This is a genomic window from Chryseobacterium rhizosphaerae (genome assembly GCF_003385455.1).
GTDB classification, from domain to species: domain Bacteria; phylum Bacteroidota; class Bacteroidia; order Flavobacteriales; family Weeksellaceae; genus Chryseobacterium; species Chryseobacterium rhizosphaerae.
The window spans coordinates 37,709-56,574 of record NZ_QNUF01000015.1; the positions used below are offsets into that span (position 1 = coordinate 37,709).

The 18,866-nt window shown below is 38.9% G+C and carries 15 protein-coding genes; 5 read left to right on the top strand and 10 right to left on the bottom strand.

Going from position 1 to position 18,866, the window contains the following annotated elements; genetic code table 11:
* Positions 1-57 precede the first annotated feature (57 nt).
* Positions 58-1,182: a hypothetical protein gene (locus DRF57_RS13670; protein ID WP_115919097.1), complete on the top strand. Its 1,125-nt coding sequence runs from the start codon at positions 58-60 to the stop codon at positions 1,180-1,182.
* Between the two features lie 162 nt (positions 1,183-1,344).
* On the top strand, positions 1,345-2,271 hold the full coding sequence (locus DRF57_RS13675) for a hypothetical protein (RefSeq protein ID WP_047492982.1): 927 nt from the start codon (positions 1,345-1,347) through the stop codon (positions 2,269-2,271).
* Positions 2,272-2,596: 325 nt separating this feature from the next.
* Here DRF57_RS13675 and DRF57_RS13680 read toward each other — a convergent pair whose 3' ends face one another.
* The 7 genes from DRF57_RS13680 to DRF57_RS13710 form a co-directional block, all read right to left on the bottom strand.
* Positions 2,597-3,778 (bottom strand): alpha/beta hydrolase, encoded by a 1,182-nt coding sequence (locus DRF57_RS13680; RefSeq protein WP_115919099.1) that lies wholly within the window; start codon positions 3,776-3,778, stop codon positions 2,597-2,599.
* 4 nt (positions 3,779-3,782) lie between these two features.
* Positions 3,783-6,443 (bottom strand): TonB-dependent receptor domain-containing protein, encoded by a 2,661-nt coding sequence (locus tag DRF57_RS13685; protein WP_115919101.1) that lies wholly within the window; start codon positions 6,441-6,443, stop codon positions 3,783-3,785.
* A 12-nt stretch (positions 6,444-6,455) separates the two neighbouring features.
* Entirely contained in the window at positions 6,456-7,334 is an 879-nt protein-coding gene (locus DRF57_RS13690) for an alpha/beta hydrolase (protein WP_115919103.1), read from the bottom strand.
* 5 nt (positions 7,335-7,339) lie between these two features.
* On the bottom strand, positions 7,340-8,863 hold the full coding sequence (locus tag DRF57_RS13695; RefSeq protein ID WP_115919141.1) for a long-chain-fatty-acid--CoA ligase: 1,524 nt from the start codon (positions 8,861-8,863) through the stop codon (positions 7,340-7,342).
* A gap of 229 nt (positions 8,864-9,092) precedes the next feature.
* Positions 9,093-9,968: a helix-turn-helix transcriptional regulator gene (locus tag DRF57_RS13700; protein ID WP_157969894.1), complete on the bottom strand. Its 876-nt coding sequence runs from the start codon at positions 9,966-9,968 to the stop codon at positions 9,093-9,095.
* A 63-nt stretch (positions 9,969-10,031) separates the two neighbouring features.
* Positions 10,032-11,162 (bottom strand): alpha/beta hydrolase-fold protein, encoded by a 1,131-nt coding sequence (locus DRF57_RS13705; protein WP_115919105.1) that lies wholly within the window; start codon positions 11,160-11,162, stop codon positions 10,032-10,034.
* Positions 11,163-11,345: 183 nt separating this feature from the next.
* The gene (locus tag DRF57_RS13710; protein WP_115919107.1) at positions 11,346-12,341 is read right to left on the bottom strand and encodes an alpha/beta hydrolase; all 996 of its coding nucleotides are present in this window, start codon (positions 12,339-12,341) and stop codon (positions 11,346-11,348) included.
* 480 nt (positions 12,342-12,821) lie between these two features.
* On the opposite strand from DRF57_RS13710, the gene DRF57_RS13715 reads away from it, so the two are divergent.
* Complete coding sequence (locus tag DRF57_RS13715; protein WP_115919109.1) at positions 12,822-15,431, top strand: TonB-dependent receptor; 2,610 nt, start codon at positions 12,822-12,824, stop codon at positions 15,429-15,431.
* A gap of 124 nt (positions 15,432-15,555) precedes the next feature.
* On the opposite strand, the gene DRF57_RS13720 is transcribed toward DRF57_RS13715, so the two are convergent.
* The gene (locus DRF57_RS13720; RefSeq protein ID WP_047493004.1) at positions 15,556-16,035 is read right to left on the bottom strand and encodes a MarR family winged helix-turn-helix transcriptional regulator; all 480 of its coding nucleotides are present in this window, start codon (positions 16,033-16,035) and stop codon (positions 15,556-15,558) included.
* Complete coding sequence (locus tag DRF57_RS13725) at positions 16,032-16,523, bottom strand: GNAT family N-acetyltransferase (protein WP_084084427.1); 492 nt, start codon at positions 16,521-16,523, stop codon at positions 16,032-16,034. The genes DRF57_RS13720 and DRF57_RS13725 overlap by 4 nt, the downstream gene beginning before the upstream one ends.
* A 96-nt stretch (positions 16,524-16,619) precedes the next feature.
* Between DRF57_RS13725 and DRF57_RS24225 the strand changes: the two genes are divergently transcribed.
* On the top strand, positions 16,620-16,772 hold the full coding sequence (locus DRF57_RS24225; protein WP_373866355.1) for a DUF5993 family protein: 153 nt from the start codon (positions 16,620-16,622) through the stop codon (positions 16,770-16,772).
* 11 nt (positions 16,773-16,783) lie between these two features.
* Positions 16,784-17,353, top strand: a complete 570-nt coding sequence (locus DRF57_RS13730) for a disulfide bond formation protein B (protein WP_084084429.1) — start codon at positions 16,784-16,786, stop codon at positions 17,351-17,353.
* 67 nt (positions 17,354-17,420) lie between these two features.
* Here DRF57_RS13730 and DRF57_RS13735 read toward each other — a convergent pair whose 3' ends face one another.
* The gene (locus tag DRF57_RS13735; protein WP_052188800.1) at positions 17,421-18,836 is read right to left on the bottom strand and encodes a TolC family protein; all 1,416 of its coding nucleotides are present in this window, start codon (positions 18,834-18,836) and stop codon (positions 17,421-17,423) included.
* Positions 18,837-18,866 lie beyond the last annotated feature (30 nt).

Consider the following 18,866-nt stretch of genomic DNA (forward strand, 5'->3'; position numbering starts at 1 on the left):
ATACTATGCTTTACATAATTTATATTCAGAAAGTTAGGATTCTAAAATTAAAATAAAATGCTAAAAAAAATTACCAGACTAGGACAATTATTAGGGCTATTAACCTCCTCCATTGTTTTTTCGCAGGCAGGAAATATAGGAATAAATACCCCAAACCCAGGATCTACAATAGACATTAATGGATCTGTAGCGGCTAATTATACCGCAATAAATACAACATCATACAATTTGAATTCAGCCGATTTTCATGTTTCCTATAATGGTACCGCTAATGCAGTATTCAATCTTCCGGCTGCCATCAGCGGACCGGGAAATTTCAAGGGACGAATGTACACCATTAAGAATAATACAAATTTCACCATCACAGTAAATCCTGCAGTACCGGAAACAATCAATGGAAATACCAGCATTTTAGTCCCTGCAAACCAAAGTGCTCAGCTGATCAATACAGGAATTACTGGTGCTAATTCTACCTGGGAAATTGTATCCATGAGCTCTTCGACAAATAATTACACTGCCAGTAACGGTCTCACCATGTCAGGTACTGATGTTAAATTAGGAGGTAGTCTATCCCAGCCAACAGATATTGCTACTGCAGGAAACAACCTGAGTATCAACGGAACCGGAAAGGTTTTGATAGGGACCAATACTGTTCCTACAGGAGCAGCCAATTCTAAAATCGTTATAGACAACGGTACTACTAACGGTGCATTGCAGATTAAAGACGGCACCCAGCAGCTGGGTTATGTACTGACCAGTGATGCCAACGGTTTAGCCACCTGGTCATCTACAGTTACCACTGCATTTGCCAATAACTGGACGTCTTATACGGGAACATTGGTTAATCCTTTTACCGGATCTACGGGTGGAGGAAACTTGGCAACAGGAATTTCAGTGGCTATTCCAGCCAGAGGATGGTATTTTTTCCGTAGTGGTATTGCAATAAATTCTGACTGTAATGACTATACATTCTACATCAACGGGATCGGGGATGTCTGGAAAAGCTACTGTACTTCTAATACGCCCGTTTTTATGGCTCCAAGAGATCAAAACCGTGTGTTATATTTTTCCACTCCCGGTGCCTATACTGTTCTAGCAGTTAAAACCAACGGTGTAATTCCAAGTAGTTTTAATGCAGGTAATCCAGTTTTCTACCTTGATTTTGTAAAATTTCAAAATTAAGGAAAACCATACAACATGATTCTAAATACATAAATTTGAAAACTGAACTGCTCCAAATCCCTCATTCCTCCGACAGTTCATTAAACAGCCCTCTCTGCATCCCCTTGCCGATTATTAAAAACAAGTAATTTTTTTTACCCTAGTTCATCAATCTTATTAAATATGAGAAAAAAAATGTTATTCCTGCCATTATTGGTAGTTTTAAATGGTGCTTTTATGCATTCTCAAACAGGAAATATAGGTATAAATACGATTAGTCCAGGCAGCAAACTAACCGTCAATGGATCATTTGCGGCAGCCTACAAAACCACAGCAACAAGCGGTCCTGTTGATGCCAATGATTATTATATAGCTTACAGCGGTAACAGCAACGGTACTTTAGCTCTGCCTGCTGCAGCAAGCGGATCCGGAAATTTTATTGGAAGAATATATCACTTCAAAAATACAGGAACAGGACAGCTCTCTGTAACGGCAGACGGATCAGAATTAATCGATAATCAAAGTGGCGCAGGCGTATCTTCTATTAATATTCCCCCAGGTTATTATGCATTTTTCATAAGCAAGGGAACAACCGCGGGAACAACCTGGGAACTTATTTTATTATCAAGTTCGGATAGTTTGCCTGCGGCAGAAACTACCTATCCTTTCTCTGCAATAAGTACGACCACGAGGCAATCACTGCCTGCCAGTACCGGGCCTTATATTGTTTCAGAACTTAATTATCCACAGGGTACTGTAATTAACACAGCAGGTGTACTAAACACATCAAACGGCAGATTCACCGCACCTACAAAGGGATACTACATGTTCTATGGTTCAACTCAATTTGATAATGGCTCCCTTCCGGGGAATTCGGCTTTTGCCTGGGCAATTTTATACCTTATAAAAAATTACAATACGACTCCCAATAATATATTAGTACAGTCCTACCAGCCCAGCCCCGGCACACTCGTAGGTACCAATGTTTCATGTATTACCTATTTAAATGCAGGAGAAACAGTAAGTTTAGCTTCTGCAGCAGCAGTAAGCAGTGGAACTGTATATCAGGTAGTAGTCAGCTCACTGTATGGTTATAAAATTGCCAACTAACTGCATCATATCTTAATTCAGTCAATCTCGCCAATCCATCATAGTATCACAGATGATGAGAGAGAAAAAAATTGTTCCCAAACAAAATAATCTGATTGGCGTGTTTGACTGGCAGTCAAAAGGTCGCAGGTTCGAATCCCGTATTCTCCACTAAGGAGATGATTAAAACCTCATCAACAATCCTTTTAAAACTATAAAATCCTGTAATTTTCAATAATTACAGGATTTTTTATCATTATATGGAAGTCATCAATTTCTAAATGTCTATTATTTTCTGATATCCTAAGAAAATTCTAGAAAAAAGGAGTGGAACAACCTGATCTCATCAGTTTTCCAGATGATTTTTCTTTAAAAACTCCCCTATTTTATTCCATTCAATCTGTCCGGCAATAGCATTGGAGTTTGCGTCAAAAACGTGTTCACCATAAGGAATCTCCACATAAGAAACAGGAAGCTTCAGCTCTTCCGTTTTTTTTACAAATTTTCTGGTCGCTTCTACATTGACGACATGATCGATCTCACCGGCAATAATAAATGTTGGGGAAATCCCTTCAGAAAGCTGGTCTATTAAATTCAGCTGGGCATAACGCTGTGGGAATTCGGTGGGAGATCCTCCCAGATATTTTCTGGCGGCATGTTTCAGGTCGATATTCTTTTTCTCATCTATTTTTTGCCAGAGTTCGGATAGGCTGACAGGTGGATAAATAGCAATAACGGCCGCCGGAGCCGGAGGCTGAGGTGAGTCATAAGATTGGGCAAAACCTTTCCTTAGCCCTAAATCTGCCTGCATTACCAGTGCTGCTCCCGCAGAACCGCCTACCAAAACTATTTTGTTCGGATCAATATTGAATTTTTTTGAATTTTTCACAACAAATCCCATTGAAGTCACGACTGAATTAACAGCAGATTGCCAATTGTGCCGATCTTCCTTTCCTAAAGGATAATCGATAGAGAAAACGGTATATCCATGATCTTTAAACCAATTGGCAGCATACCCGACCTGAGTTCTGTTCCCCTCGATAAAAGCACCGCCATGAACAAGAATAACCGGGATGGTAGGTCCTGAAGATTTTGTTTCCGGGCGGAAAACATCTATATGCTGTTCTTCGTTATAAATAGTAAGATAAGAATACGTTTCCGTAGGTTTTACCGGCTCTTCAGAACTTTTCAACCCCTGAGAAAATGAAACCTGGGTATTGTATTTTTTAGCGGTAGAAAACATAACTACAGTAAAGTAAATCTGGGCAATACAAAACAATACCGAAAGAATTAAATTAGTTTTCAATAAGTTACGCCAGTATTTTCCATATCTATAAAAAAGAAAACAGATGCATAGGAGTACCAGGCTCAAAATAACAAACTGTGAGTTGAACTGCATGGTGAACGAACTGCTATACCCGCTTAAAAGCATGGGAGCTTTCAGATACACCGAAATCATGGGGATCACCAACACCACCAAAATGATGAAGAACAAAATCGCAAAAAATATATTTAAAGACTTTTTCATTATATTAAAATTTATACGTTACGGTAAGATATCCTGAAGTCGGAGGAATTGCAATCGTGAAATAAGGCGTATCGTTGGCGACTGCAGAAGCATACTCTGCCTGAGTGAAATTTTCAAACCCGGCAAGCTGCTGCTGAAGAGTTCCCGGTCGCTGGTAACTCATCACACCATATTTGTTAAATAGATTGTTCACATTGACCAGCATACTGAGATGCTCATTTAAATTATATCCTATTCCCAGATCAAATTGTGAAAACCCCGGCAATTTATAGATATTGGTATTACTCCCCTCTCTTTTTCCCATATAACTCCAGGTTACAAATCCAAATGCTTTACCAATTTTCAAATTAGGAGTTATATTGGCCATAATTTTTGGGGTATACGCAATAGTAGTTCCCGAATATGAAATTACAGTATCATCTGATGGGCCGGGTGCACTTCCTAAATTCCATAGATACCCTTCTTTCACTTTTGGATCCTGTAAGGTAAGCACAGCCCTGATACTGAAATTATCGGACGGTCTGATATTGGTTTCCAGCTCTATTCCATAGGTTTCATTTTTATTATATAAGGAAGGCGTTGTGTAGAACCCACCTTTTCCGTCATCTGCCATAAAGCTGTAAGGTACATTACTCAGTAAACTGTAAAATGGAGTTACAAAAGCATCAAAATAGGCTGTTTTAGTTTTAAATCCCATTTCCACCTGTTGTGTTTTTCTCGATTGCGGATCAAGTAACCCTATGGTTTCCGGTCTGTTGGCCGCAAAAAACATGTCGAGATCCGGAGACTTACTGCCTTTAGAATATCTGGCATATACGGCAACATTATTATTGAATTTATAGTTCAGCGCTGCAGAATAGGAAAAGTTTTCCAGCTGTCTGCTGTAGGCAACGTTGGTAAGTTTTGAAAGAGCGTTGTTATTGTATAAGGTATAAATATTGCCATCCGTACCTCCGTTTTTATCTGAAAACAGATAGGTTCGGGTATTATCTCCCTTGATCCATACCTTTTCGTACCGTATTCCCCAATCCAACGTCAGGTGATCTGTAATATCCCAGGTATGTCCGAAAAATACGGCACCCTGCTGCTGTTTAGCTTTAAACTCCAGTAAATCTCCTGTACTGCCGGCCGCCTGTGCAAAACCGTCATTATTCGTCAGCTGATAAACACCGGGTTTTGTAAAATCTAAAGTAGTAACTCCCGTTAAACTTAAAGTCATCATTCTTGGCCGGTTCTCTAAGGTGGTAAGTCCTATCCCATTGATTCCGGAGAAACGCCATACATCCGAGTACCCATAATAACCGCCAAATGAAAAATTCATAGTATTCCATTTTTTATTGATGGTCAGCTGGTTCATGGATTCCTTTACTTTATTTTCATAAAAATTAAGCGCTGACATGACAAATGAATTATTCTGAATAGACTGACCCGGCAATTGATTCTTCGTGATCTGATAAACAGGTAATCCTCCGGCCCCCAGTGTAGAATTCACACTGGCAAGTTCCTGTCCTGTGAGGGCATCCTTAAAGGAATAAGTCCCCACTCCCAGTCCGCCAACCAAAAAATAAGAGGTCATATCATCCAGCGATGTAAGAAAAGAATTTCCTACACTGTTCTGTGCTACCTCATTATCAGAATACTTACTAGCCAAAAACAACTTCCAGTTATTTCCCAGGTTGTGGTCCCAGTTTAAACCTACAGACCGGTATTTGTTACTCACCAGGCGGCCTGAATTATAATCTATATTCCCACCATGAATAAAATCCGGAGAATTATACTGTAATTTCGGAATCAGCAGGGATGAGCTGCTGCTAAATCCTTCTGCCGGTTCGGGACTTGTATAATTTCTTGTAGGTACCAATTGGGTATAGCCATTTCTATCATCAAGATACTTTACAAATACCTTCAGACTTCCTTTACTGTATTTTTTTACAATATTTGCTTTTACCTGGCCTCCATTATTAAACGGATATCCTGCATATCTGGCCCCTAAATCATACCGGTAAAATCCACCAATATTAAAAAACCAGTTATCACCCAAAGGACCTCCAAAGTTGACATCAAGTCTGTGATACCCGGAATTATCGGCTCCCTGAACCCCATACTTAGCCCGGATTTCTCCTCCAAATTTATTTCCACCCGTCTTAGAGATATAATTGAAAATTCCCCCTGGTGCATTGGCCGCAGTAATAGAAGCGGGACCTCCCCTTACGGCATCAATCTGAGAAATCGTGGCATCTGCTCTGAGAAAAAAGTCTGGTCCATAATTATAATAAGTAGTATTGGTTACCGGCAGGCCATCTTCCTGCATAGATATATATTCATAAGCAAACGTACCATCTGAAGATCCCGCACTGATCCCTCTTGAGCTTACATTATTCCTGATCTCCCCCAATGACGAATTGACATATACTCCGGGAACGTTTTTCAATAGATCTGCAGCACTCACGGGAACCTGCTTCTCAATGACATCGCTTTTCAGAACGGAGATCGCAATGGGTGCATTCATTCTTGTCCTTTTGTCAAAAACCCCGGTCATGATCACTTCATCAATATCTTTTGTTTTTGCGGTATCAGCTTCTTTTTTCTGCCCTATCATATGAGAAGAGGCCGTCAGAAAAAGTATAGCTACCGTCATTTTTCTATGTGAAAATTGAGTCTTCATATACTTTAATCGTTAGTTTGTACCATATTTTTTAAGCCATTCCGCCGCGTTGGTGAAAACAATCTGTTCATCCTTCGGTAATTTTGTAATAAGATGTCCAGCTCCTGGAACGATAACCAATTTATACTGAGCTCCTTTTGCTTTCAGGGCTTTTTCCAGGATATAAGCCTGCTGGATGGGAACCACTTCATCTTTATCCCCATGAATAATCATGGTGGGAATCTGATTCACAAATTGTACAGGGCTGGTTTTAGCATAAGCTTCCGGGATAGCATCACCGGGATTCCAGACTACTTTGTTACCAGACATTTTATCCAGAACACTCAAAAGATTGGCTGCTTTCACATACTGTAACGTCTGAATATCTGTAAAGTCTACAGGGCCACACATCTCTATGATGGTTTTGATCTGAGGATTTTTTGTATAAGCATACATCAGAGAAACATGGGCGCCGGAGCTTCCTCCGGAAATGGAGAACCCGTTTTTTCTGGTATTCCATTCCCCGGCATGGGAAGAAAGGTATTTGGCAACATGGTCGATGTCATCCAGAAGTTCCGGAAGATGCGTGTCTGTAAGATTAGCATACCGATAATTGACACTGGCAACAGCAATTCCCTGTGAGAGAAGGTATTCGGCCAATTTAACATCGTCTTTTCGGTCACCTTGTGTCCAGGCTCCACCGTGAATGCTAATAAGAAATGCCGTGTTAGGGCTTCTGTCGGCAGGAAGATAAACATCCATCACATTCCTTTCATGTGTGCCGTATTTTATGTCAGTAAGCTTTTCTTGCTTTTGGCTTACAGAGGCTGTTTTGGTGCTCCCTGTATTTTGTGTTGCGCAGCTTGTGGCCATTAATACAATGGACAGTACTGCAATTTTAAAATAATTCATTTCAGTTAGTTTTTTAAATTCTTTTTAAGTATTTTTCCTGTGGCACTTAAAGGCAGTTCATTAATAAATTCTATGATTCTCGGATATTTATACTTGGCAATTCTTTCTTTTATCCACAGTTTGATATCTTCTTCGGAAGCTTTGCTTTCTTTTGTTCTCACCACGAAAGCTTTAATTTCTTCACCCAGTTTTTCATCATCGATGCCTATAATGGCAACCATAGAAATATCAGGATTCCTCATCATCACTTCCTCCACTTCACGGGGATAAACATTCATGCCGCCTCTGATAATCACCTCCTTTTTACGGTCAACAATGAAGAAAAAGCCATCTTCATCCTTTATGGCAATATCTCCGGAAAACATCCATCCGTTTTTCAGAACTTCTTCAGTTTCCTGATGTCTTTTGTAATAGGCTTTCATCACATTGGGACCACGGTAGACCAACTCTCCTTTTTCTCCAACCGGAAGTTCATTGCCCTGATCATCCACGATCTTTACCTCAACACCCCAAATCGGAGTTCCAATCGAGCCAGGCTTTCTCCCCACTGCCATCTGATTGAATGTCACCACAGGAGAACCTTCAGACATTCCATATCCTTCAATAATAGGAACCTCGAAACGGGTTTCAAATTCGTCAATGATTTTTACAGGAAGTGAAGCTCCTCCGGAAATACAGATTCTCAGTTTTTTAATACTATGGGTATTTTCTTCGGTATCTTCTTCATTCAGAAGCACCCAATACATAGAGGGAACGCCGGCGAAAATTCTGATATCAAAACGGGTAATCAGCTGATACACTGATTGGGCAGAAAATTTTGGAAGCAGGATAAGATGAAGCGATTTCCGGATTCCTGCAAGCAACATTACCGTCAAGCCAAAGATGTGAAATAATGGTAAAACAACAAGCTGAGCCTCAAATTCAGCCGCCCCAACTATGGTGGTACTGGCTTCTGCATTCGTAAAAAGGTTAATATGAGAAAGTTCTGCTCCTTTGGGTCTCCCTGTAGTCCCTGAAGTATAAATAATGACCGCTGTGTCTTCCGATGAGGTCATATATGATTCAAAATCGGTTTCTTCATCTTTAATTAAATCATCAAAATTCAGGATATCTTCAGCCAGATGCCCTATGCTGATAAAATCTCTGCATGATCCGCTTTGAGCAAAGCCTTCTTTTCCAAATTGTCCCACAGGCATTTCCGGAGTTCCTGCAAAACACAAAAACAGGGTGCTGTCTGAGTCGGAAAGCTGATAAGCAATCTCTTCAGGTTTAAGAAAAATACTAAAGGGTACAACCGTTGCTCCTGTTTTTAATATGGCGAAAAAAATAATCGGGAATTGAGGAATATTAGGACAGAGCAAAGCAACTTTGTCCCCGTAACCGATTCCCTTTTTTGTAAACGCATTGGCCGCCTGGCAGACTTTTTCATGGAAAATTCTATAATTGATCGTAGTTTCTCCAAGGCTTAAGGCAGGTTTTTCAGGGTTCCTTCTTGCGCTTTCTTCCACTAAAATTGATAAGTTCAGCATAGTTTTGTTCATATTGAGTTAATATTGATATGAAAAGGGCCTTGATTAAAGGATATTTCATATGAACTAATCTTAACTCCAAATTAATGATATGCTGAACAGATGCTGACACGAAAAGGAAATTCCGTGATACGAAAAAGAAATTTTTTCAAAGCGTATAAAAATACAACCTCTTGCAAACGTTGAAATAGACAACATTCACAACATTCCATAGAAAAGTGTTTAAGTTTTACTGGCGTTCTTCGGAAGGAAGTTTTCCGAAATGACGGAGATAAAGCTGAGAAAAATGCCCACGATTATTATATCCAATACAGTCACTGATCTCCCCTACTGATTTTTCGGTTTCCAGCAGCATGGATCGTGCTTTTTCCATCCTGGCTTTAATGATGTATTGATGAATAGGCAATCGGGTATAATCTTTAAATCCTTTTTTAAGATCACTGCTGTTGAGTCCACAATATCTGCTGATTTCCCTGATCGCCAAAGTTTGGAATGCATTGGTATCCACAAAATCTTTTGCCAGTTTTATTTTGTCCTCAAATGCCTTTTTGTGTTCAAAGGTCTTCTCATCAGAAAGAAGATAATGAATCCAGTAGCTTAAGAACTCCAGAATTCTGCTTTCGAGGATAATACTGCAGGATGCATCATCAAATGGGGTATCGAAAATAGTTTTCAGTTTTTCCTGGCTCAGGTAATTGCGTTGTGCATTTTCCAGCTTCTCCTTCAGCAGTCCGTTATCTTTTGAAAAAAGATTTTTAGGAACAAAAATTCTTACCCCATCAATATCAGTAGTATTGTGCTCGAACTTTTTTTCATCATTTATGAAATTGCTGCTGATTTTTCCTTCTTTATTGATCCGGAAATCCATCATTCCATTATCTCCTACTTTATGTGGAGAATGGAAAATAGTTTCTTCATGAAAGTTCCATTTCCCCCGGAAAAAGTGAAAATTTCTCTTACTGAAAAGAATAAGCTTCCCGCTTCCCAAATCCTCAGGCATCTCCAGAACAGTAGAGTTCAGGAAATCTTTGTCACAAAATCTGTAATCCTGAATCAGACCCTGTTTAAAACCATCCGGCTCCAGGTAAGGAAGGAGTAATTCCATAAAACGGTAATTTATTGGATGCAAGTTAATAAAATTATAAAACATGACAAATATCATGTTTTATCACTTGAAAATATGTTGTGAGAACTGATAAAGTGATCTTCTCCAGGTCAGCCATTCATGACGGGTTTCCGGAGATTTATATTGGAAATAAGGGTAATTATTCTGATGTAAAAAAGTCGTTAGTACCTCATTAAATTTAAAAAATAACACATCTTCTTTTTCCCCAATTCCTATAAAGAAGTAAGGTTTTTTCTTAGTCTTTAATAAGTTTCCGATCGGGAGTTCTTTAAAAGGCTCTGCCTCGGTTCCTTCATAAATTACCGGGCTAAATGCCCCGATGGCCGAGAATACCTCCGGGTGGGAAACCCCAATCAGCATGGCCTGATAACTGCCACGGGAAAGTCCCGCAATAGCTTTCTTGTCAGAGGTTTTATATTTTTTTTCAATATAGGGAATCAGTTCCTGGATAACAATTTTGTCAAGATTTTTAGAAGAAAGAACAGTTCTGGGATAGTTATCCGGCATTTTTTCCTGTTCAGGATTCAGGGCTACGCCATAATCCATGACCACTATCATTTTCTTAGCCTTATTTTCTGCAAAAAGATTATCAAGGATGTGAAGGATGTAGCCTTGTTTTTCCCAGCCGGTAATATCTTCTCCGGTACCATGGTAAAGATATAAAACGGGAAGTTTTTCGGATCCGTAATTGTGAGGAAGGTATACTTTAAATTTCCGTGTGCCATGGGTTATTTCTGACCTCAGACTGTCGTTAACAATTTTTCCGTGCTTTACATTTTTCTCCAGGAAAAAATCTTCTCCCGAAGGAACTTCAATTCCGCTGGTCGGTTGGCTGTATCCAAAATACAGCTGGGTATTAGGATCATTTGTACGTTGACCATCCACATTAAACCAGTAGTAATGAAAACCTATTTCCATAGGGCTGGTAGAGATGTTCCAAAAGCCATTTTCACCTTTGGAAGCAGAGGATTTTATACTTTTCATTCCATCACCTCCATCTAAAATTACAGATTTGGCATCAGGAAAATACACCTGAAATTCAGCTTTTCTCTCTGCATCTATTTTCGGGAATTCTTTTCCGGATAAAACTGTTGAAGAAGTTTTATACGTCTGGGAAAACGCAATGGAAGAAAATAAAATGGCAATTAAAGATACTTTGTGTGGATACTGCATTATTTTAATTTTAACTTATAAGAAAATCGCAGTCAGATAATATAATAGCCTTCAATATTTCTGATGATACTGCGTTATTTACACCAATAGTAAGGAAAATTTTTCTTCTTTATCTCAATCTGTGGAATATTGTTTTTTCTGACTGTCCGGAATTAAGATTTCCCTTCCTCATTTCTATCCTGATTACTTAAGAAACTGCTTCATCATTCTCAGCGTGATCTCCATGCTTTCCGGGAGTGGCATTCCGTGGGCATAACCTGCAAAGAGGTGTAATTCTGTAAAAATACCTGCTTTTATCAGCCGGTCAGCGTACGCCAATCCACTATCCCGCAAAGGGTCTGTTCCTGCAACAAAAATAACCGTTGCTGGAAGATTGGAAAGATCTTTAGTATTTCCGGGCAGCACATATTTCTCTTGTGGATTCCCATTTTTTCCTATGTAAAAGTCTTTTAAAACCGGAAAATCGTCACCTTTAAGCCCCCGAATTCTTTTAAATTCAATGACCGACGGATAATCCATATTGAAATCCCCCGGCGGAATTTCCAGAACCTGTAAACTGATTTTAGGACCTTTCTGATCCCTGGTATATTGGGCCAGGCCTCCGGAAATACCAGCTCCCGCACTGGAGCCTCCCACGGCAATCAGGTTTGGATTTCCACCTATACTTTCAGCATTTTTATAGGCCCATAATAATGAAGCATACGCATCATGAAGGGCTGCCGGAAAAGGGTTTTCCGGAGCGAAACGGTACTCTATATTGATAACCACAGCATTTCCTTTCAATGCATAATCTGCACATCGCTGATGATCCCATTTTGCGGTTCCATATACAAAACCACCACCATGAAACCAAAGAAATATGGGCAGTTTTTTTGAATTTTTGGGTTTATAAATCGTTACCGGAATTTCTGGATCTTTTGCATTCAGTCCAGGAATTTTAGACCGTGTTACTTCAATACTGTCTTTGTTTTTCAGTTCCGGCCAGGCCATTTCTTCCTGAATTTTACGATCTCTTTTTACTTCTTCAAATGTCATATCCTGAATCGGAATATGACCCGTAACCTGAAACTGAGGCAACAGTCTTTTTTCTCCTTCCTGGGCAGTTAGCGGATGATATTGTTGAGCCAATGATAAACCCGGGATCAGGAAAGGCAGTAAGAATAACAGCGAGTTTTTCATAATAATAGTAATACAGATTATATTCTTTCAAAAATAGTATTATGCTTACCATCGGATGATACGAAAAGGAAATTTTATGATACGGAAAAGAAATTTTTCATGACAAAGATCAACCATAAAATCCTAATACAAAAGATGGATAAACAGCCTGCATGAAAGCTGATTTTTCTAAAAACGATCTATCTTACGGATAAAGATAAACGCTTTATGGCAGATTATTTTACAAAATATCATTTTCACAAATTAAAGATCATATGATTAAAATTTTTAACAACAAATGCAACCACACTTAACAAATTGCGTATTCACACCCTAATAGCCTGTAAATGAAATCAGTGAAGCACTTGTATTAACTCACAAAAAATAGCCATTATCCCCATATTCCCTTCTTTATGAAATCCCGTAATAAAGATTTAATACTCTATTAAAAAATAAATATCCATATTTGCAGCCTTAAACTCAAAAACGCTAGTTTATTTCATGAGCATTATTTTTAAAAAGCGACTACTTATAGCGCTTGTACTACCAACGGCCGGCATATATTATGCACAGAGTACGAAGGATTCTTTAGAAAAATCTAAATCTATTGATGAGGTGATGTTAGTGGGAAGGAACCTTTCCCAAACAGCCAAAGAAAGAAAAACACCTGTTGCAGTTTCCACCATTAAGGCAGCTGAAATTCAGGAAAAATTAGGAAACAGAGAATTTCCCGAAATTATGAAGTCTACTCCATCCGTGTACGTCACCAAAGTAGGTGGTGGATTTGGAGACAGCAGAATTAACATGAGGGGTTTTGATGGTGCCAACATTGCGGTTATCATCAACGGACAGCCTGTTAACGATATGCAGGGAGGTACTGTATATTGGTCTAACTGGACGGGGTTAGCAGATATTGCGAGCAATATTCAGATTCAGAGAGGGCTTGGAGCTTCTAAATTTGTAGTGCCGTCTGTAGGAGGAACGATAAATATTGTAACCAAAGCTACCGATTCTGAGCAAAAAGCAATGATAAAGGCGGAAGCAGGTAACGATAACTACTCCAGAGTATCAGCTATGTATTCTTCCGGATTAAAAAATAAATGGGGAACTACAGTATTACTTTCCCGTTGGCAAGGTGACGGTTATATCAACGGAACCAAAGGAGAAGGATATTCATGGTTTTTCTCTACAGGATTTAAGCCCAATGAAAAACATGCATTCAATTTGATTGCGACGGGTGCACCACAGGTACACGACACAAGAAGATCTTCTGCCACCGGGGCGAATGTAGCCACTCTACAACAGTTTGAAACTTACGGAAGAAGATACAATCCACAAACAGGAATGCTAAATGGTTCTTCTTTCAATTTAGCTCCTAATTTCTATCACAAACCTATTGCGTCACTTAACTGGGACTGGAATATTAATGATGCCCTGAAGCTTTCCACAGTTGTTTATGGCTCCTGGGGACGTGGTGGCGGTGGTACCGGACTTAATGGTTCTATCAAAAACGCTAACGGACAAACCATGAATTTCATGAATTACGGACAAGGCGGAGACGGTACTATCAACTGGGATATGATTTACCGTTACAACAGAGGAGGTCTGGTAACCGATTATAATGGAAATTCATTCCAGAAATCAACCTTTACGGCTCCTACAGGTTCTCCGGCTGATCATAACGGACAGTATGTATCGACTTTAAACGGAACCAGCGGTATTGTGAGAAAGCAAAGTATTAATTCTCATGACTGGTATGGAGCAATCGCAGATCTTAATTACAAAAAGAACAACTGGACTTTTAACGGAGGGATCGACCTTAAGACGTATAAAGGAGCACTTTATGATATTGTGACTGATATGTTGGGTTCTGATGCATTGTATATTCCCAATACGGTAAATGCTCCAAAGGGATCTTATGTAGACCAAACTGTAAAACCGGAACCTCTTACCAAGCTGAATAATGCTCAGAAAGTATCTATATACAATGAAGGTTTGGTAAAATGGGCGGGTATGTATGGAATGGTTGAATACAGTTCAGAAAAGCTAAGCGCCTCTGTGCAGGCATCAGTTTCCGAACAGTATTACAAGAGAATAGACTATATGCTGTACACTCCCGGAAATCAGGAAACCAAATGGTATCACAAAACGGGATATATTGTAAAAGGAGGTGCCAATTATAATATCGACCAGCATCATAACGTATTTTTCAATACAGGAGTGATTTCAAGACAGCCTTTATTTAATGCTTTATTCCCATCAAACCAGAATATTTACAATGATGCGAAGAATGAAAGAATCTTCTCTGTAGAGTTAGGATATGGGTTCAAATCCCGTTATGTAGATGTTAATATCAACGCTTACAGAACACAGTGGGATGACAGATTCATTTCAAGAACATTCAATGCTGGTGCTGCAGATGTTGCCAATTTCTCTCAATTAAAACTTGGAAATGCTTATTTCTACAACGCCCTGAATGTTGGACAAGTACACCAGGGAGTTGAATTGGAAGCGAAGGCAAGACCGCTTTCTAACCTTAGACTTAGAGGGATGTTATCATTAGGAAACTGGAAGTACAAAGGAAATGCAAATTTCAACATCATGGATGTTCAGAGCAACCAGGAAGTATCCGGAGCAACAGGAATCATCAACATCAAAGATCTGAAGGTAGGAGATGCTGCACAAACAACAGCAAGCATCGGGGCTGATTATAATATCACCAAAGCTTTCAGCATTGATGCTAACTGGGAATATTATGACAAGCTTTATGCGCAATTCAACCCTATCAACTTCCTTACTGAAGCAGCAAGAGAAAAAGGGATTGTAAAATTACCAAGCTATCATTTATTTGATGTAGGGGCTACTTATAAATTCATTATCGATCAGAAAAAATCTTTGACATTAAGAGCTAATGTGTATAACTTATTCAATAAGTATTATATTTCTGAGCTAAGCTCCAATATTTTTGCAGGTGATAAAATTGCCAATGGTCCGGATGCCGGGAAAACATACCAGGAAGCTGGAAGAGTTTATCAGGGCGTAGCTGACGGCAATACAGGATTCCTTGGATTTGGAAGAACCTGGTCTGTTGCAGCCACTTTCAGATTCTAATACAGAATTATCCGAATTATACATCAATAAAACCCGTCAATTCTGGCGGGTTTTATAATATTTGCTCGACCTTGAAAAAATGACTGTAGTAATAAAATCATACCCCCTACAGCCGGTCAGTTTTTTATTTTGAATTCTTAATCTGCATTGCTCTCTGGTAAAAAGACTGATTGGCAATTTTTTCTTCAGCTTCATCAATGGCTTTTAGGAGATTATTTTCATTATCTGCGATTTCACTCAATACTATGGCGACCAATTCCCATACAGGTTTCATTTTTTCAACCAGCTCAATACCTTTAGCCGTTAACAGAAAGAGCCTTTTACGCTCATCACTGATATCTTTTTTCCATTCCAAAATTTTGAGCTTTTCAAGTTCTTTAAGCAGAGTTATAGTGGAAGGATGGGTATACCCAATTTCATTAGCAATTTCAACCACACTTGCTGTTTCTTTCTTGTATATGGTAAAGATGACCGGAAACCATTTGAGTTCAAAATCTATCCCAAATGCTTTATAGATCATAGCCCCATCTTTTCTTAATTGTTCACTCAGACGGTGCAGTCTGGTTGAAATAGCAAGTATCCCTGCTTCATTAATGACATTCATAAGGTGGTATTTAAATGATAAAAAATATCGTCGGAACCCATCAATGGAAATTGAGCCGGAAGTTTTTCTTTCTCAATCTTTTCAAAATCGTTCCGTTCGTAAAACCGCTGAGCGGCTTTCAATACTGTGATGGTTCCCAAATATAAATCATCTATTCCGTTTTCTCGGCAGAAAGAAATTAAAATTTCCAGCAATTCCTGTGCGATATTCAGTTCTTTTCCCCGGAATTCTTTTTTCACAAACATTTTTCTGATCGCTCCTGCCCTTTCATCAAATTTGACCAAAGCAATAGTTCCTACCAGCTCTCCGTCTATAAAAGCCCCCCAGAAGTTTCCTCCGGCTTCGGTGTAAAAACTTTCAATCTCAAAAAGATCCGGCTGGTCATGGATTGTAAGCGGAACATTAAATTCTTTTTGCTGAATCGTAAGAATGAGATCAATAGCCTGTTCCGAATAAGAATTTCCTATAGGATGTATTTGCAATTTCATAGTATTTGAATTTTAAAGTACAAAACTACGTAGTTAAATACATATATGCAAATTAAATTTTTCTTTTATATTTAACAAATAAAAATTCACATTATGATGACATTACCTTTTTTAACATTCGCGCTAGCATTCTGGCTAGGCTGGAAAAATCGCAGAAAACCGGCAATAATTTTATTCGTAGTAAGTATTTTACTTGTTATTGTAGCAGCAAAGTATCATATAACAAATGAACTGAATCTTCAATTTTAAAAAACACTATTATGAATAATCAAAATATTGCCTACATCAATTTCCTGGGAATAATAATCGTTTCCGCTATTTTATCAGGTGCTTATTATTTTCAGTTTGTAATGCATGAATATCCATGTCCTTTATGTTTATTACAACGGCTATGTTTCTTTGGACTTATGTTTGGGCTCTTTTTAAACCTCAGATTTGGATTTAGTTCAGCACACTATGGGTTGTCTATCCTGAGTGCATTGCTGGGAGCTGGAATTTCTTATCGACAGATATTACTCCACGTATGCCCAAGCCCCACTGACCATGGTTTTGGAACTCCTGTATTGGGGATGCATCTTTATAGCTGGGCGCTTGTTGCCTTTCTCTCCGGCATACTGGCTATTGCGCTTTTGCTTCTGTCTTCAGGTCAATTTGAAAAAAAAGAAAATCATCAGCTTACTCCTGGTTTCAAGGTATTAGCTAATCTGGCTTTTGGAATCTGTTTTTTACTGGCCTTAACGAACGGCCTGGCTACTTTTTTTGAATGTGGTATCGGCTTTTGCCCGGATGATCCGGATTCCTACATGCTCTTTAACGGAGAATGGTGGTAATCGGGATATGAACAAAAAAAAGAGTTGCAGGAAAACTGCAACTCTTTTTTTTCAAAGGATATATAAATTATTTCCAGCCTCCGCCTAAAGCCTGATAAAGCTCTACGCCAGCTTTCATTTTATTGTATCGTGCATTGGAGATATTAAGCTCCGCATTCAGTGAATTCACACTTGCATTTAAAACTTCAAGATAGTTTGCCATACCGTAGTTTACCAATTCCTGAGAATAATCAACTGATTTTTTGTAGGCATCCAATTCTTTTTGTTTTAATTCAATAAAAGAATCCTGTACAGAATATACCCTGATGGCATCAGAAACTTCTTTTCCTGCAGTAAGCACAGTTTTTCTAAAGTTTAAATAAGCCGTTTCCTGATTGGCAAGACTCACATCATAGTTTGTCTTGATCTGTCTCTTATTTAAAATAGGCTGAGCCAACCCTGCCACCACATTGGCAAACAATGAGTTTACACTGAACAGGTGGTCGATATCTACAGACTGAAGCCCTCCGCTTCCGGTGATCTTTAAAGTAGGATAAAACTGAGCTTTAGCTGAATTGGTCAATTCAAAAGCATTCATCAGATTATACTCTGCTCTCATAACATCCGGGCGGTTAGCCAGTAGCTGAGTCGGATATCCTAATCTTAAGTCAATAGGAAGATTCTGGTTTTCCAGTGTAGATCTTGCAATAGCGTGAGAAGGTTCCCCCATGAGAAGACTCATTGTATTTTCAAGGGATTGGATCTGTGTATCGATATCAATCAATAGAGATTTTGCATTAAAAACAAGGGCTTCACTTTGCTGTACCGCCACTTCTGTAACAGTTCCAGAAATTTTCAAAGCTTTTGTTGTTTCTAAGTTTTTCTCACGTACGTCAATAGTTTCTGTAATGATCTTTTTCTGAGCATCGAAAGTCAACAGCTGATAGTACGCAGAAGCAATAGAAGCAACAAGGCTGCTTTTTACTGCTTTATGTGCAGCAACTGTGCCTAAATAAGTAGCCAGCTGTGCTTTTTCCTGAGCTTTCAGCTTACCCCAAATATCTGCTTCCCAGCCAATACTTGCTGTAATATCAAACTGATTAACATATCTTCGGTCTCCAATGATCTGTCCAAACTGCGTGTTGATAGACTGAGTCTGGAAAGTATAGTTAGGACCAATAGAAACGGTAGGCTGATAAGCAGCTTTACTTTGTTTCAGGTAAGCTTCCGCAGAACTGATGCTTTGTAAAGCAATCCTGATATCCAGGTTATTCTCTAAAGCTTTAGAGATATGTCCCTGAAGTACCGGATCTGTAAAGATTTCCTTCCACGAAATATCTGCAATATTGGTACTGTCAGCAGGAAGCATATCTGTACGGAAAAGCTTTTCGTCCACAACGTTCTTCGGCCTTTCATAATCTTTTCTGGCCATACAGGATGTAATGGCTCCCAGTATGAAAACTGAAAAAGTTATTCCTTTTATGATGTTTAATAAACTCTTCATTATTTAAAATTAGAAGTTAGAATCCAGAAA

What these genes read in the sequence shown, in the direction of transcription:
- DRF57_RS13720 (WP_047493004.1), bottom strand. Translation starts at nt 16,035, where the DNA reads ATGAATGTCATTAATGAAGCAGGGATACTTGCTATTTCAACCAGACTG.
- DRF57_RS13710 (WP_115919107.1), bottom strand. Translation starts at nt 12,341, where the DNA reads ATGAAAAACTCGCTGTTATTCTTACTGCCTTTCCTGATCCCGGGTTTA.
- DRF57_RS13695 (WP_115919141.1), bottom strand. Translation starts at nt 8,863, where the DNA reads ATGCTGAACTTATCAATTTTAGTGGAAGAAAGCGCAAGAAGGAACCCT.
- DRF57_RS13735 (WP_052188800.1), bottom strand. Translation starts at nt 18,836, where the DNA reads ATGAAGAGTTTATTAAACATCATAAAAGGAATAACTTTTTCAGTTTTC.
- DRF57_RS13680 (WP_115919099.1), bottom strand. Translation starts at nt 3,778, where the DNA reads ATGAAAAAGTCTTTAAATATATTTTTTGCGATTTTGTTCTTCATCATT.
- DRF57_RS13730 (WP_084084429.1), top strand. Translation starts at nt 16,784, where the DNA reads ATGAATAATCAAAATATTGCCTACATCAATTTCCTGGGAATAATAATC.
- DRF57_RS24225 (WP_373866355.1), top strand. Translation starts at nt 16,620, where the DNA reads ATGACATTACCTTTTTTAACATTCGCGCTAGCATTCTGGCTAGGCTGG.
- DRF57_RS13690 (WP_115919103.1), bottom strand. Translation starts at nt 7,334, where the DNA reads ATGAATTATTTTAAAATTGCAGTACTGTCCATTGTATTAATGGCCACA.
- DRF57_RS13705 (WP_115919105.1), bottom strand. Translation starts at nt 11,162, where the DNA reads ATGCAGTATCCACACAAAGTATCTTTAATTGCCATTTTATTTTCTTCC.
- DRF57_RS13675 (WP_047492982.1), top strand. Translation starts at nt 1,345, where the DNA reads ATGAGAAAAAAAATGTTATTCCTGCCATTATTGGTAGTTTTAAATGGT.
- DRF57_RS13725 (WP_084084427.1), bottom strand. Translation starts at nt 16,523, where the DNA reads ATGAAATTGCAAATACATCCTATAGGAAATTCTTATTCGGAACAGGCT.
- DRF57_RS13715 (WP_115919109.1), top strand. Translation starts at nt 12,822, where the DNA reads ATGAGCATTATTTTTAAAAAGCGACTACTTATAGCGCTTGTACTACCA.
- DRF57_RS13685 (WP_115919101.1), bottom strand. Translation starts at nt 6,443, where the DNA reads ATGAAGACTCAATTTTCACATAGAAAAATGACGGTAGCTATACTTTTT.
- DRF57_RS13670 (WP_115919097.1), top strand. Translation starts at nt 58, where the DNA reads ATGCTAAAAAAAATTACCAGACTAGGACAATTATTAGGGCTATTAACC.
- DRF57_RS13700 (WP_157969894.1), bottom strand. Translation starts at nt 9,968, where the DNA reads ATGGAATTACTCCTTCCTTACCTGGAGCCGGATGGTTTTAAACAGGGT.